Annotated in this window: 11 protein-coding genes; 6 read left to right on the top strand and 5 right to left on the bottom strand. The window is 72.9% G+C overall.

Going from position 1 to position 14,688, the window contains the following annotated elements; translation table 11 throughout:
- Nucleotides 1–172: 172 nt before the first annotated feature.
- Nucleotides 173–340: a hypothetical protein gene (locus tag ACH34R_RS08275; protein ID WP_397560692.1), complete on the top strand. Its 168-nt coding sequence runs from the start codon at nt 173–175 to the stop codon at nt 338–340.
- Nucleotides 341–372: 32 nt separating this feature from the next.
- On the opposite strand, the gene ACH34R_RS08270 is transcribed toward ACH34R_RS08275, so the two are convergent.
- Both ACH34R_RS08270 and ACH34R_RS08265 read right to left on the bottom strand, forming a co-directional pair.
- Nucleotides 373–1,245 carry an ABC transporter permease gene (locus ACH34R_RS08270; protein WP_397560691.1) on the bottom strand — a complete coding sequence of 291 codons (873 nt, stop codon included), beginning with the start codon at nt 1,243–1,245 and terminating at the stop codon, nt 373–375.
- A complete protein-coding gene (locus ACH34R_RS08265) occupies nt 1,242–3,794 on the bottom strand; it encodes a CocE/NonD family hydrolase (protein ID WP_397560690.1) in 2,553 nt (850 codons plus the stop codon). Before ACH34R_RS08265 ends, ACH34R_RS08270 begins: the two co-directional genes overlap by 4 nt.
- A gap of 166 nt (nt 3,795–3,960) precedes the next feature.
- On the opposite strand from ACH34R_RS08265, the gene ACH34R_RS08260 reads away from it, so the two are divergent.
- Together ACH34R_RS08260 and ACH34R_RS08255 are read left to right on the top strand one after the other, a co-directional pair.
- Entirely contained in the window at nt 3,961–6,075 is a 2,115-nt protein-coding gene (locus tag ACH34R_RS08260; RefSeq protein ID WP_397560689.1) for an ATP-binding protein, read from the top strand.
- A 627-nt stretch (nt 6,076–6,702) separates the two neighbouring features.
- On the top strand, nt 6,703–7,710 hold the full coding sequence (locus tag ACH34R_RS08255; RefSeq protein ID WP_397560688.1) for a hypothetical protein: 1,008 nt from the start codon (nt 6,703–6,705) through the stop codon (nt 7,708–7,710).
- Here ACH34R_RS08255 and ACH34R_RS08250 read toward each other — a convergent pair.
- The gene (locus tag ACH34R_RS08250) at nt 7,700–8,092 is read right to left on the bottom strand and encodes an ankyrin repeat domain-containing protein (RefSeq protein ID WP_397560687.1); all 393 of its coding nucleotides are present in this window, start codon (nt 8,090–8,092) and stop codon (nt 7,700–7,702) included. The two genes, ACH34R_RS08255 and ACH34R_RS08250, sit on opposite strands and share 11 nt — an antisense overlap.
- 95 nt (nt 8,093–8,187) lie before the next feature.
- Here ACH34R_RS08250 and ACH34R_RS08245 point away from each other — a divergent pair, with 95 nt between their 5' ends.
- Complete coding sequence (locus tag ACH34R_RS08245) at nt 8,188–9,093, top strand: proteasome assembly chaperone family protein (RefSeq protein ID WP_397560686.1); 906 nt, start codon at nt 8,188–8,190, stop codon at nt 9,091–9,093.
- Between the two features lie 38 nt (nt 9,094–9,131).
- Nucleotides 9,132–10,181 (top strand): Gfo/Idh/MocA family oxidoreductase, encoded by a 1,050-nt coding sequence (locus ACH34R_RS08240; RefSeq protein WP_397560685.1) that lies wholly within the window; start codon nt 9,132–9,134, stop codon nt 10,179–10,181.
- A 10-nt stretch (nt 10,182–10,191) separates the two neighbouring features.
- On the opposite strand, the gene ACH34R_RS08235 is transcribed toward ACH34R_RS08240, so the two are convergent.
- Entirely contained in the window at nt 10,192–10,998 is an 807-nt protein-coding gene (locus ACH34R_RS08235) for a tyrosine-protein phosphatase (protein WP_397560684.1), read from the bottom strand.
- Between the two features lie 153 nt (nt 10,999–11,151).
- On the opposite strand from ACH34R_RS08235, the gene ACH34R_RS08230 reads away from it, so the two are divergent.
- Nucleotides 11,152–12,117, top strand: coding sequence for a hypothetical protein (locus ACH34R_RS08230; RefSeq protein WP_397560683.1), 966 nt, complete (start codon nt 11,152–11,154; stop codon nt 12,115–12,117).
- On the opposite strand, the gene ACH34R_RS08225 is transcribed toward ACH34R_RS08230, so the two are convergent.
- Nucleotides 12,086–14,677 carry a tetratricopeptide repeat protein gene (locus ACH34R_RS08225; RefSeq protein WP_397560682.1) on the bottom strand — a complete coding sequence of 864 codons (2,592 nt, stop codon included), beginning with the start codon at nt 14,675–14,677 and terminating at the stop codon, nt 12,086–12,088. The two genes, ACH34R_RS08230 and ACH34R_RS08225, sit on opposite strands and share 32 nt — an antisense overlap.
- Between the last annotated feature and the right edge of the window lie 11 nt (nt 14,678–14,688).

Genomic DNA, 14,688 nt, shown 5'->3' with positions numbered 1-14,688 from the left:
CTCAACCGGGTTTGATACCAGGATCGCGAAATCAGCCCAAAGTAACGACGGAAGTACAGTTCCGGGAGTGTTATCGGATCCTTGGTCCAATTGCGGACGCCACCGCGCGATCGAGCCCCGGTAAGGGGGGATGCCGTACGCCCTCCCGCCCTGCGGTCTCTAAGATGTGGCCGTGACACACGGACCGGATGACCTGCGTCCGGTGGACCTCTTCGACGAGGGACTACCGGTGCTCGATGACCAGACCAGCGACGACACCGACATCGGCTGGGGCGGCCGTCTGGACGGCGACGACGACACCGCCCGCCTGCTGGAGGAGCGCCCGCCGCACTGGGGCTGAGCGCCCGCGGCGGCGGGCGCGCTCACGATCTCTCAGGAGACGATGTCCTTGCGGCCGAACCTGCGGAAGGCGACCGCGATCAGGATCGAGGAGTAGGCCACCGCCACGGCGACGCCCCTGAGCATCCCGCTCAGGTCCGGTTCGGGCGTGAGCGCCGCCAGCCATGCGGAGTTCCAGTACGTCGGCAGGAACTCCCGCACGCCGCCGAGCGCGTCCACGGCCTGGAGTATGTTGCAGACGATCACCAGGCCGACCGCGCCGCCGACCGCGCCGAGCGGTGAGTCGGTGGTGGCCGAGAGCAGGAACGCCAGCGACGCCACCACGAGCTGGCAGACCAGCACGTACCCCACCACCAGGGCGAACCTCGGCAGCGCGACGGCCGCCGGGACGACCTCGCCGGTGCCCGGCACCTGGACGTCCGCCCAGCCGAAGACGAGGGTCCCGGTCAGCAGCGCCATCAGCGGCAGCGCGCACACGGCCGCAGCCGCGTAGCCGAGCGCGACGATCAGTTTCTGCCGCAGCAGCCGCCCCCTGGGCACCGGGGCGGCCAGCAGGTACCGCAGCGACGCCCAGTTCGCCTCGCCCGCCACGGTGTCGCCGCAGAACAGCGCGACGGCCACGACCAGCAGGAAGGTCGCCGACACCGACAGGGTGAAGAGGGCGAAGTTGAGGCCGCCGGTCGTGGCGAGGTCGCTCATCCGCAGCCCGGTCCCCGCCGCGCCCTGGCCGGGCCGGGGCTGCCCGGCCCCCAGTTGGAAGGCGGCGGCCAGCACCCACGGCAGCGCGAGCAGCAGCCCGAACATCACCAGGGTCCGCCTGCGGCGCAACTGCCTGACGAACTCCACCGACAGCGGCAGCGTGCGCCGCGCCGAGTATCCCGGCGCGCCCGCCGTTCCGGTGCTCACGCGTTGTCTCCGATCAGGCTGAGGAAGACGTCCTCAAGGCGGCGGGCCGCGCCGTTCGGCCTTGCGGCGGACTCCAGCAGTTCGCTGACCGGCCCGGCGGTGACCAGCCTGCCGCGGTGCATGACCACGACGTGGTCGCAGGTCTGCTCGACCTCGGCGAGCAGGTGGCTGGACACGATCACCGTGCGGCCCTGCTCGGCGTAGCGGATCAGCACCCGGCGCATCTCCCTGATCTGCGGCGGGTCCAGGCCGTTGGTGGGCTCGTCGAGCACCAGCAGGTCGGGCAGGCCGAGCATGGCCTGGGCGATGGCCAGGCGCTGGCGCATGCCCTGGGAGTAGGTGCGCACCGCGCGGTCGAGCGTGCCGTCGAGCCCGGCGATCTCCAGGGCATCGGCCAGGCGCGCGTCCGCCGCCGGGCGCCCGGTGGCCCGCCAGTACAGCTCCAGGTTGGCCCGCCCGGTGAGGTGCGGCAGGAACCCCGGGCCCTCCACGAAACAGCCGATCCTGGACAGCACGGGTGCGCCGGGGGTCACCTTCGTGCCGAAGATGCGGATCTCTCCGGCGTCCGGGGTGATCAGGCCCATCAGCATGCGCAACGTGGTGGTCTTGCCCGCGCCGTTCGGTCCGAGCAGGCCGAGCACCTGCCCTCGGCGCACGGCGAAGCTCAGGTCCGTGACCGCCCGCTCGCCGTTGCGGTAGCTCTTGGTGAGGCCGCTGATCCGCAGCGGGACGTCCTCGTCGGGGGCGTCCTCGCCCGTCGTACGGCGGCGCCGGCCGGTGAGCGCGATCAGCGCCGCCACGGCCAGCGCGACCGGCGGCAGCGCCCAGGCCCACCACACCGGCCCCGCGGGCGGGGTCTCCAGCGCCGCGCCGGGCAGCGTGAGCGTCCCGCCGCCCGCAGGCAGCGCGATCGTGTGCACCGCCGCCTCGTCCGGCATGGCGTAGCCGAGGTCGGTGGTGCCGATCGCGACCCTGAGCCGGTGGCCCGCGGCGAACCGGTGATCGATCGCGGGCAGCCGGATGGTGACCTCGCCGCCGCCGTCGGGGACGATGAACCTGACCGGGGCGACCAGCCCCTTGGGGAGGACCGGCGCGCGGGTGTCCGCGGCCACGTCCTGGAGCCCGGCGAACAGCGTCACCTCCCGCCCCGGCGCGTCGGTGCCGGCCACCCGGACGGTCACCGCCGGACTCCCGGTCACCTGAACCGGCCGGGCCAGCGGGCGGGTCTCGAAGCTCGCGCTCTGCCCCGGCACGTCCGCCGCCGCGCCGAACAGTTCGGCCGCGCCGCCCGCGCCGGGCGCGCCGAGGCCGGGGATCGAGGACACCGCGGCGGGCGCTCCCCCCGGCGGGGCGGCGATCCGCTGTTCGGGGCCGGACAGCGGCAGCGTGGTCCGCGCCGAGCCGCCCAGCCCCGGATAGCCGCCCGCGGTGGCGTGCAGCAGCACCGGCTGCCGGCTGCCCGGGTCGCGCCCGCCGTCCCGGGTGACCGTGAAGGCGCTGCCCGGTACGCCCGAGCCGCCGTCGCGGGCCAGGAAGTGGCCGAACCAGCTCACCGTGCGCTCGTGGATCCAGTCGATCTCACCGTCGCCGCCGTCGTGGCCGCCGTCGAACCAGGCGACCTGGACCGGCGCGCCCGTCGCGGCGATGGCCCTGGCGTTGGCGTCGGCGTGGTCGAGCGGGAAGAGGGAGTCGCGCTGGCCCTGGAGCAGCAGGGTGGGGATGCGGATCATGCCGGGCACCGAGGCGGGGCTGGAGCGGCGCAGCAGTTCCACCGCCTCAGGGGTGGCCCTGCCGGTCTCGGCCACCTTCCGGTACAGGTCGCAGATCTCCGGCAGGAACCGGCCGCAGGCCGCCTGCTCGGCGGTGAGCGGCGTGGCCGGGCCGGTCCGGGCGGCGCCCTCCGGCCGCTGCGGGGGCCCGGCCCTGCCGAAGAAGATCCCGGCCCACATGCGCTTGAAGACGCCGTGCTCGGGCCCCTGGCCGGTGGCGTCGGGGAACAGCGCCGTGGCCAGGTCGTGCCAGGTGATCCGGGGGACGATCGCGTCCACGCGGGGGTCGTGGGCGGCGGTCATGAGGGCGATCGCACCGCCGTAGGAGGCTCCGGCGATGCCCACGCGCGGGTCGCCCTTGGCGTCGAGCCGTACTTCGGGCCGGGCCGCCAGCCAGTCCACGAGCTGCCGGGTGTCCTTGACCTCGTAGTCGGGGGAGTTCAGGGCGATCTGCCCGGTGGTGCGGCCGAAGCCGCGGGCCGACCAGGTCAGCACGGCGTAGCCGGCGGCGGCCAGGCGCTCGGCCTCGTCGCGGACGCTCGCCTTGGTGCCGCCGAAGCCGTGCGCGAGCAGTACGGCGGGCGCCCTGCCGCCGGGCGGGGTGAAGAACGTCGCGTCGATCCGCACCCGCTGGTCGCCGGCCGGGCCGTCCATCACGCCGATCGTCACGTCGGCCGCCGTCACGGAGGGTGACGACGGCCAGAACGCCCATGCTCCCGCCCCCGCCACGACCATGACGGCCAGTGCCGCGATGATCCAGCGTCCCGCCCAGCGCCTCATGCGGCGAGCCTACTCAGTGACACCAGAGACCACTGAGAGGGTTTGTCCTGATTGTCGGCTCGATGCCGCAAACCTCGCTCCCGCTTATGCTCGCGCCCCCGGACAGCCGTCGGCACTGGGGGTACGATGCGCAGGCAGGTGTCAGCTACCCCCCGGTGAGGCGGCCATGGCAGCCCCAGCAGGATGGCGGCGAGAAGGCAATCTGCCCGCGGAGCTCACCAGCTTCGTCGGGCGGACCCGGCTGCTGACCACCCTCAAACGCCACCTTCAAGAGTCACGCCTGGTGACCGTGACCGGCATCGGCGGTGTGGGAAAGTCCCGTACCGCGCTCCGGCTCGCTCATCAGGTGCGGGCCGACTACGCCGACGGCGTGTGGTTCGCCGACCTCGCCCGCCTCCAGGACGCCGGGATGGTCGAGCACACCATCTCCGCGGCCCTGGGCATCGCCGACCAGTCGGCGCGGCCCGACCGCCTGACCGAGTGGGTCGGCGGCCGGGACATGCTGCTGATCATCGACACCTGCGAGCACCTGATCGAGTCCTGCGCCGTGCTGGTCCTCCAGCTCCTGAAGCAGGCCCCCAACCTGAAGATCCTGGCCACCAGCCGCCAGTCGCTCCAGGTCCCCGGCGAGCACGTGCTGCCCATCCCGCCGCTCGCCGTACCGGGCGACGACCCCGGCGAGGACCTTTACGGCAACGAGTCCGTCGAGCTGTTCTCGGCGCGGGCGGCGGCCGTGGTCCCCGACTTCAGGCTCGACGAGCACAACATCGGCGCGGTGGCCGAGTTGTGCCGCAGGCTGGACGGCATCCCGCTGGCCATCGAGCTGGCGGCGGTCCGGCTGCGCGCCCTGTCGGTCCAGCAGATCCTCTCGCTGCTGACCGACCGGTTCAGCCTGCTGGCCGGGGCCAGCCGTACCGCCCTGCCCCGGCACCAGACGCTGCGCGCGGCCATCGGCTGGAGCCACGAGATCTGCGAGCCCGCCGAGCGGCTGCTGTGGGCCAGGCTGTCGATCTTCGCCGGCGACTTCGAGCTGGACGCGGCCAGGGCCGTCTGCAGCGAGCCGGGCAGCCTGCCGGAGGAGCGGATCACCGACCTGGTCACCGGGCTGGTGGAGAAGTCGATCCTGCTGATGGACCAGCACGGCAAGGGCGTGCGCTACCGGCTGATCGACACGCTGCGCGACTACGGCGAGGAGTGGCTGGACAAGCTCGGCCAGACCGACGAGATGCGCGGGCGGCACCGCGACTACTACCTCAAGCTCGCCCAGACCGGTGAGCACGCCTGGTCGGGCATGCGGCAGGTCTACTGGTTCATCAGGATGCGCCAGGAGCACGACAACGTCCGCGCCGCGCTCGACTACTGCCTGAACCACGGCGAGCACAAGAAGATCGCGCTGGAACTGCTCAGCGCGCTGTGGTTCATGTGGGTGGCCTGCGGGCTGGCCCGCGAGGGCCGCCTCTACCTCGAACGCGCGCTGGCCTCCAACTCCGAGCCGAGCAAGGAGCGGTGCAAGGCCCTGTGGGTGCTGTCCTACGTGTGCAGCGCGCAGGGCGACATCGACGCCGCCCAGCACTGGGCCGAGCAGTGCAGCACCGAGGCGGTGATGGTCGGCGACTCCCGCTCGGTCATCCTGGCCACCAAGATGCAGGGCACCGCCGCCTCGCTCAAGGGCGACCTGAAGAAGGCCACCGCCCTGCTCGGCGTGGCCATCGAGTTCAACCGGACGGGCCAGGAGCTCAATCCCGGCCTGCTCCCGGCGATCTTGGAGCTGGCCTACGTACTGATCGCCCAGAACGAGCCCGGCGAGGCCGAGGCGCTGCTCGCCGACCTGCGCCACACCTGCGAACAGCGCGGCGAGCTTTGGCTGCGCTCCTACGCGCACTGGGCCACCTCGCTGGCCCAGCGGGCCGCGGGCCGGGCGGAGGAGGCGCTCAGCAACGTCCGCGAGGCGCTGCGGATCAAGGCGCACTTCCACGACGTGCTCGGGGCCATGATGTGCCTGGAGGCGATGGCCAGCATCGCCGCCGACTCCGGCCAGGCCGCCCACGCGGCCCACCTGCTGGGCGCGGCGGAGACCAACTGGCCGCTGTTCGGGCTGCCGTTGCTGAGTTCGCCGTTCTTCGGCGGCGAGCACGAGCAGAGCGTCAAGGAGTGCAAGAGGCTCATCGGCGAGGCGGCCTACGAGGAGCACTTCCGCCAGGGGGCGCGGCTCAACATGGACGAGGCCATCGACTACGCGCTCGACGACGATCCGGCGACACGGCCCGGCCCCGGTCTCTGAGCGGGGCCGCCTGCCGCGGACGGCCGGTTGGAATAGGCAGGCTCACCCGAATTCGCTTTCGCCGCGGGCGAGCGCCGAGAGCGCTTTCCGGTAAGGTCGCCGGTCGCGGTTCTAGCGACCGGGCGCGCGCCGGGAAAATCACCGGCGCTTTTGTCAGGACCTTCTTTTCGCCGCCCGACGGGCGGGGACAAGGCCGCGGCGGGGCCGTGGGGCTCGCCGCCGCAGCGGGCGAGCGTCCGGCGATCCCGTCCAGCGGCCCCTCGACTGTACCCTGCAAATCCGATCGATATAGTATGAAACCCTGACGGACCGGCGATCCGTGGCGAACCGGACGGACCTTGGCGAGAGGGGTTGCTAGAGCGGGGCAGGCGGGTCAGCGTGGAGGAGCCGAGAACATCCGGCCTGGTGAGGGCGGAAATGGTGGGGGTTTGGGATGGTTAGGAGTGACTTGGCGGACAGGACCGCCTCACTCGAAAATTCGGGCATTCTGACATAACACACAGGCGCCGCTAGATCATGATGAATCGTGATTGATCCCCTGCCGCGGAGGGTATAGCCGCTTCCATCGTTTGCGGCCTATGGTGCTTAATGCTCCTTTCGCGACAGAACGGCTGTATGGAGGTATGTGTGGATAGCGTGGTACTGCCTGACTTGTGCGTACCGTTTCCGTCGCGTATCAATCCGTTCGAGGCCGAGGCGGCCGAGCACACCACCGCATGGGCCGCCCGGCTGGGCCTCATCGCCGGCGGGGCGGAGGCCGACCGGTTCGCCGGCGAGTCCTACGCGCGCCTGGTGGCCCGGCTGTATCCAGAGGCGTCACTGCCGGACCTGGCGCTCGCGGCCGACCTCAACAGTTGGTTCCACGTGTTCGATGACCAGTTCGAGCTGGCGGAGGTGGGCAGGGACCCCCGGCTGGCCCGGCGACTGGCCGAGCGGGCCGAGGCGCTGCTGCGCGGCGAGCCGCCCGGGCCCTCGGCGGGGCCGGTGCTGCTGGGCCTGGCGGACCTCGGCGCGCGGATGCGGATCAGGGCCGGTGAGGCGTGGTGGCAGCGGTTCTCCGCCGACCTGCGGCAGTGCCTGGACGCGGCGATGTGGGAGGTGGACAACCGGGCGACGGGAAAGGTGCCGGACCCGGAGACCTACGTGGAACGCAAGCTGGACATCGCCTACGTCCCGCCGTCCTTCGACCTCATCGAACTGGTCGAGCACTTCGAGGTGCCGATGGCCATCCGCCACTCCCCCGAGTACACCGCGCTGCGGCACGAGGCCGGGCACGTGGTGGTCTGCACCAACGACGTGATCGGCCTGCGCAGGGAACTGCTCCAGGGCGAGTTCCACAACCTGGTCATCGTGCTGTGGAAGGCCAACGGCGGGTCGTTGCAGGACGCAGTGGACCAGGTGGAACAGACCGTCCGCGACCGGATCGGGCGCTTCCTCGCGGCCAAGGACGCCCTGGAGCGCCGGCTCGACGCGCTGCGCGCGAGCGAGCAGGTGCGCGTGGCCACCCGGCGGTGCGTGACCGGGCTGGAGGACTGGATGCGCGGCTACCTGGACTGGGCGCGCGAGACGCGGAGGTTCACCGACGCGGTGCTGCCCGGCGAGGTGGGCAGCTTCCACCACGAGCTCATCGACTGAACCAGCGCAGGAACTCCTCGTTGCCGAACATCCGCGCGGTGTCGGCCGCGGACGGCGTGCCCCGGCCGGGGTCGGCCCCCGCGTCCAGGAGCGCCCGCACCACCTCGGGCTCCTTCTTGAACACCGCGCCGGCCAGCGGCGTCTGGCCCCGGTCGTTGGCCCGGTCGGGGTCGGCGCCGCGCTCGGCCAGCGCGCGGACCGTGCTCGCGTGGCCGTGGTAGGCGGCCAGCATCAGCAGGGTGTCGCCCTTTTCGTTGGTGAGGTTGACCGGCAGCCCGGCGTCGACGTAGGCGGCCAGGGTGTCGGTGTCGCCCGCCCTGGCCAGGTCGAACATCCGGGTGGCGAACTCCCGGACCTCTTCGCCCGGCTGCTCTGACTCCATGCTCGCCATTGTGCACCGGTAAGGTGCGCACGGCGGAATCAGCGGTACGCGGCGTAGGTTTGAGTGGGACAGGACTCACGAAAGGGTGGGGGAACGTGTTCGACCCGACGGATCTCTATCAGCTCGGCGATGACGTGCCGGAGCTGACCGATCCGGTGCTGCTCTACCACCTCGACGGGTTCGTCGACGCCGGAGGGGCGGGCAGGCTCGCGTTCGGCCACCTGCTCGACGAGCTGGAGCACCGGATCGTGGCGACATTCGACGTGGACCGGCTGCTCGACTACCGGTCACGCCGCCCGATCATGACCTTCGACACCGACAAATGGGTCGAGGCGGAGACGCCGCGGCTCGCCGTGCATCTCGCGCACGACACCACCGGCACGCCGTTCCTGGTGATGACCGGCCCGGAGCCGGACCGCGAGTGGGAGCTGTTCGCCACGGCGGTCGGGCAGGTCGCCGCCCGGCTGGGCGTCGGCAAGATGATCACCGCGCACGGCATCCCGATGGCCATCCCGCACACCCGGCCGCTCGGGCTGACCGCGCACGCCAGCCGCCCGGAGCTGATCGGGCCGCAGAGCACGACCTTCGGGCGGGTCCAGGTGCCGGGGAGCATGACGGCGCTGCTGGAGTTCCGGCTGGGCGCGCAGGGGCGCGACATGGTGGGTTACGCCGTGCACGTGCCGCACTACCTGGCGCAGGCCGAGTTCCCGCAGGCCGCGCTGGCCGCGCTGGAGGCCGTCACCAGGAGCACCGGCCTGGTGTTCCCGCTCGACGGCCTGCGCTCGGCGGCGGAGAAGACCACCGCCGAGATCGAGGAGCAGATCCAGGGCTCGGCCGAGCTGTCCACCGCGATCACCGGGCTGGAGCAGCAGTACGACGCCTTCGCCGCCGGTTCGGCGGGGCAGAACCTGATGGCCGAGAGCACCCCCATGCCGACGGGCGATGAGCTGGCCGCGCAGTTCGAGCGGTTCCTTGCGGAGCGGGATGAGACGGAGAGCTGATCGCCGAGGTCAGCCCCATGATCCCCTAGGGTGGGAGGATGGGTTTCGAGGAGCTGCGCGCCGGTCTGATCGGCTATGGCACGGGGGGTGAGTTCTTCCACGCACCGCTGGTCGCCGCCACGCCGGGGATGCGCTTGGCCGCGGTGGTGACCCGCGACCCGGCGCGCGCCGCGCGGGTGCGCGCGGCGCACCCCGGCACGCGTGTGGTGGAGGCCGCCGAGCGGCTGTGGGAGCAGTGCGACGTGGTGATCGTCGCCTCGCCCAACCGCACGCACGTGCCGCTCGCGACGCAGGCGCTCGCGGCGGGCCTGCCGGTGGTGGTGGACAAGCCGATCGCGGGCACGGCCCGCGACGCCGAAGAGCTGGTACGACTGGCCGCCGAGCGCGGCCTGATGCTCACCGTCTTCCAGAACCGCCGCTGGGACGGCGACTTCCGCACCCTGCTCGCCCTGGTGCGATCGGGCGAGCTCGGCGAGGTGCGGCGGCTGGAGTCGCGCTTCGAGCGGTGGCGGCCGGTGCCCAAGGGCGGCTGGCGCGAGGCGGGCGGCCCCGCCGAGTACGGCGGGCTGCTCTACGACCTCGGCAGCCACCTGGTGGACCAGGCGCTGCGGCTGCTCGGGCCGGCCGTCGAGGTCTACGCCGAATCCGACGTGCGCCGCGAGGGCGTGGCGGGCGACGACGACACGTTCATCGCGATCACGCACGCGGCCGGCGCGCGTTCCCACCTGTGGGTCAGCGCCGTCGCCCCGCACCTGGGCCCCCGGCTGCGGGTGCTCGGGTCGCGGGCCGCCTATGTGAAAGAGGGCCTGGACGTGCAGGAGGAGCGGCTGCGTGCGGGGGCCCGGCCGGACGAGCCGGGGTTCGGCGACGAGCCGCCCGAGCGGTGGGGCGTGGTCCGCGCGGGCGGCGACAGCCGCAGGGTGCCCACCCTGCCGGGGGCCTATCTCGACTTCTACCGGGGCGTGGTGGCGAGCCTGCGGGAAGGGGCACCCCCTCCGGTCGATCCCGCCGGCGCGGTGGCCGCGCTGACCGTGCTGGAGGCCGCCAGGGAGTCGGCGGCCGGGCGCACGGTGGTCCGGCTCGGCTGACCCGCTGGGCTCACAGCGGGTCGCGCAGCCGGGCGCGCAGGGCGCGGGTGTCCTCGCCGGTCCAGCCGTTGGCCGACAGCCAGCCGAGCGGCCCGCCGAAGCGGGCATCGAGCCCGGCGAGGAACCGCTCGATGTACGGCGCCCGGGGCAGGTGGTGCTCGACCGGGCGCTTGTCCAGGTCCGCCCGGTACGTCTCGCTGGTCCGCAGCCGGGCGATGACGCGGTGGATGCGGTCGGCGGTGGCCACGTAGTCCTCGACGATCGCCTCCCGGGTGGCCCCGGCGACGCTGAGCGCCAGCGCGCACACCACTCCGGTGCGGTCCTTTCCGGCCGCGCAGTGGACGAGCGCGGCCCCGTCGGCGCCGGCCAGCACGCGCAGCGCGGCGATCACGGAGTCGGGACGGTCGCGCAGGTAGGCGTGGTAGAAGCCGGCGACGCGCAGTACGGCGGGGTCGGTCTCCTCGCGTCCGGCCGTCGAGGGCAGCACGCGGTCGGTGTCCACGGTGTCGGCCTCGACGTCCGTGTGGACGCCGCGTTCGGAGAACAGCGTGTGGTGGTGGATCGTCACCTCGGGCACCTCGGTCAGCGGCCCGGGGCCCTCCAGCGTCACCTCCGCGTTCGAGCGCAGGTCCACGACCTGCCGCAGCTTCAGCTCACCGACCAGGAACCCGATGTCGCCGGCGGTCAGACCTTGCAGGTTGTCGGAGCGGAGGACCCTTCCGCCGCGAATGGTCCCGCCGTCGGATGTCGGTAGTCCACCGAGGTCGCGCACGTTGGCGGCACCTTCGAGGTCGATCCAGCGCGTCACTGTGTCCATCCCCCCATAGGCTCTGTAGCTATTACTGTCATATATCGCCGCTTACGGGTTAGGACAGGAGATGTCGCCCTTCGGCGGCGTACGCCGTGCGAGGGCACCGAGGAGATCGGCGCGACGGGAGGGCCGGTGGACCCCCAGACCAGGTACCGGCGAGTGCGACGAACGCGTGCGCCACGCGCGGAGTTCGACCCCGCGCTCGACGGCGACGTGCGGTGGCTGCTGCAGACCGGCCCGCTGGCGTTACGCGCCGCCAGGGCGCACCGGGCCAGGGGCGGCGCACCGGCCCCGCACCCTGGGGAGGGCCGCCCGAACGGCTTACGCCGGACCGCCCAGGCGCGCGGCAAGCGCAAGGCCGACCCTTTCCCGCTGTTCGCGCTGATCGGGTTTCTCATCCTGGTCGCCGGGCTGACCGACTTCCGCGGCCTGCTGGTCGCGCTCGCCGTCGCCGGGATGGTGGCGGCGATCCGCTGGGCCGCCGGGGAGTCGGGCGGCCGGAGCGAGCGGCGGCGCGTGGCACTCGCCGTCGAGCACGGCGACCGGTACGTACTGCCGGAGGACCTGGACCGGGACTGCGCCGACCTGCTGCGCCGCGCCCAGGAGGCGGCCGACTCGGTGCTCGCCTCCGAGATCAACCGGGCGGGCCTGATCGACACCATCGACAACGCGGTGACCCTCCCTGAGGAGACCTGGCAGATCGCCCGCAGGCTGGCCCGGATCTCCGCGGTGGCGGCCGAGCACCGCAGGATCGTGCCGAGAGACCTGCCCTACGAGGTGTCGCAGGCGTTCACGCCGTACGACGACGCGCTCGCGGCGGCGCTGTCCGCGCTGACGACCCGGGTCCGCGCGCTGGAGGACTACGCGCTCCAGGTCTACCGGGCCGACCAGGTCTACCGCGCGTTCCAGCAGCTTGAGGTACTGACCGAGCGCACCCCCGACTACCAGGACCTGCTCGCCGAGACGGTGCCGGGAGCGGATGCGGCGCCGCGCGTGGAGCGGCTGGCCGACCAGGCCGCACAGGTGCGCGAGACGTTCCGGCGGAGCGTCGCGGAGGTCAGGAGGACGGGGGCGGGCCTGATCGGCGGCGGCCTCAGCGAGGATCCGGGGGACCTGAGGCGCTGAGGTACTCGCGCACCCGCTTCATCGCCGCCTGGTCGCCGAGCGTGGCGAAGATGTCGTACGCCTCGCGCAGCGGGGCCTCGGCATCGTCCGTGCGGCGCGCGTCCAGGCGCACCCGGCCCAGGTAGTACAGCGACTGGGCGGCCCACCAGCGGTCGCCGAGCCGGCCGAACGCCTGCAGAGCCGCGTTCAGGGCGTTCTCGGCGTCGGTGAACCTGCCCAGCCTCGCGTGCGCCCGGCCCGCGGAGACCAGGGTGCGCGCCTCGCCCCAGGTGTCGCCGAGCGAGCTGAGGATGTCGGCGGCCTTGCGCACCTGCTCCAGCTCCAGCAGCCCGTGCTCGCGGCCCGGGTTGCCGACCTCGCCCGCCGCGCGCAGGCAGCGGGCCACCTCCCACTGCTCGCCCCGGGCCCGGAACATCTCGGCCGCCCGGTGCAGGGTCAGACCGGCCCTGATGAACGCGCCCCCGGCGCCCGCCGGGTCTCCCCCGCTGTTGCGGCTCCTGGCCTGGGCGGACAGGACCTCGCCGTAGACCCGCAGGGTCTGGGCCTCGGAGTAGCGGTTGCCGTCCTCCTCGAAGATGTTGAGCGCCTCTTCCAGCAGCACGACGGCCTCGTCCAGGCGCAACTGGCGCAGCCGCAGCTCGGCCAGGTTGCGCTGGGTGCGGGCCGACCACCAGCGGTCGCCCTCGGCGCGGAACGCGGCGATGGCCTCGACCAGGAACGTCTCGCCACGGTCCATGTTGCCCTCGCTGGACAGCGTCATCCCGACCGCGCGCATCGCGCGGGCCGCCCACCAGATGTGGCCGCCCTCGGTGAAGATGTCCAGGGCTCGCTCGGCGTCGGCGAGGGCCTCCCGGCGCAGGCCCAGGCCGCCGGTCACGGCGGAGCGTTCGATCAGCGCGATGCCGAGCGACTTGGGATCGTCCAGATGCCCGGCGGCCTCGCACACGATGTCGGCGACCGCCCGCCAGTCGCTCCAGTAGGCGCGCAGCGAGTGGCACAGCGAGCAGAACGCCCGGCCGACGCCGAAGGCCTGCTCCCACAGCCCGAGGTTCTTCGCCTGGTGGACCATGGCGACCAGGCTCAGCCGCTCGGCGTTGAGCCAGTCGGCCGCCGACGCCTGGACCTGCCCCGCGGCCCCGCCGCCGGGGTGCCTGCCGGTCGGCGACCAGTCCTGCGGCCAGCGGGCCATGGCCGCCCGTTGCGTGTGGTGGCGGTAGCCGGACAGCACCCGCTCGACCGCCGCCCTGCGGCCCTCCTCGGCCTCCTCGGCGACGGCGATGTCATGGGCGAACAGCCTGACCAGCTCGTGCAGCCGGTAACGCAGTTGCCGGGCGGCGTCCTTGCCTGAGCACTCGGCGAGCTGCGCCTCCATCAGCGCCTCCAGGTGGTCGGCGCCCTGGATCGGCTGGATGGCCAGCAGCTCACCGGCCACCCGGTCCGGTACGTCCGGGGCGGCGACCTGGCTGAGCAGCCGCAGCAGCCGCTTCTGGTCGTCGGTGCAGTAGGCGTAGCTGAGCTGGAGGGAGGCTCGCACGCCCTTGTTGGGGGCGAGTTCGAGCTGGTCGAGGCGGCGGCGCTCGTCGGCGAGGCGCCCGGCCAGCTCGGCGAGGGTCCAGTTCTCCCTGGTGGCCAGGCGTCCGCCGCAGATACTGATGGCCAGCGGCAGCCGTTCGCACAGGCCGACGATGGTCTGCGCGGAGGCGAGGTCGGCGGCGACCCGCTCGCCGCCCGCCAGGCGGGCCAGCAGTTCCACGCCCATCGCCTCGCTGAACACGTCGAGCCGCTTGTCGTAGGTGTTGAGCAGGTACAGCGGGCGGCGGGAGGTGACGATGACCGCGCAGCCGGGCTCGGCGGGCAGCAGCGGGAGCACCTGATCGGCGTCGTCGGCGTTGTCCAGGCCGATGAGGATGCGCCGGCCCCTGGTCCAGGTGAGCCAGAGCTGGCGGAGCTCGTCGGTCCCGCCGGGGTCGGTGGCCAGGCGGACGCCCAGGGCCCGCAGGAACCCGGTGAGCACCTCCTTGGGATCGATGGGGGCGTCCACGCCGCGCAGGTCGGCGTACAGGCGGCCGTCGGGGAACCAGTCACCGATCTCGTTGCCGAACATGGCGGTCAGGGCCGACTTGCCGACGCCCGCCCTGCCGTACACCGAGACGACGAGCGCGGAGGTCGCGTCGGGGCGGGCGGTGTGCCCGCGGCCGTCGAACCGCTCGGCGAACACGCCGCGCAGCTCCGCCAGCGCCTCCTCCCTGCCGGTGAAGTGGGCGCTGGCCGGCGGCCACTGGTCGGGGGGCCGCCACGAGGGGCCGATCTCCGGCTCCCGCGTCTTCTCCCCGCCGCCGGGCAGCCTGGCGTTGCCCCAGGCCAGCAGGCCGACCAGCAGGCCGGCCACGACGGTGACGCCGACCCTGGCCGGGATCGGTAACTCGAACACGTCGGGCGAGGTGGCCAGGATGCTGGCACCGGCCGCAGCCACCCCGGCCGCCGCGGGGGCGGCGACCCGAATGCCGCGGCGAGGGCGCGGACGCGCCCGCCTGCCGGTCCACCGTGTCGCCCCGGGCATCGGCCCAACCT

The organism is Spongiactinospora sp. 9N601 (assembly GCF_044326295.1).
GTDB classification, from domain to species: Bacteria; Actinomycetota; Actinomycetes; order Streptosporangiales; family Streptosporangiaceae; genus Spongiactinospora; species Spongiactinospora gelatinilytica.
The sequence above is the reverse complement of the archived record's forward strand: the minus strand, read 5'-3'. Positions and strand labels throughout refer to the sequence as shown.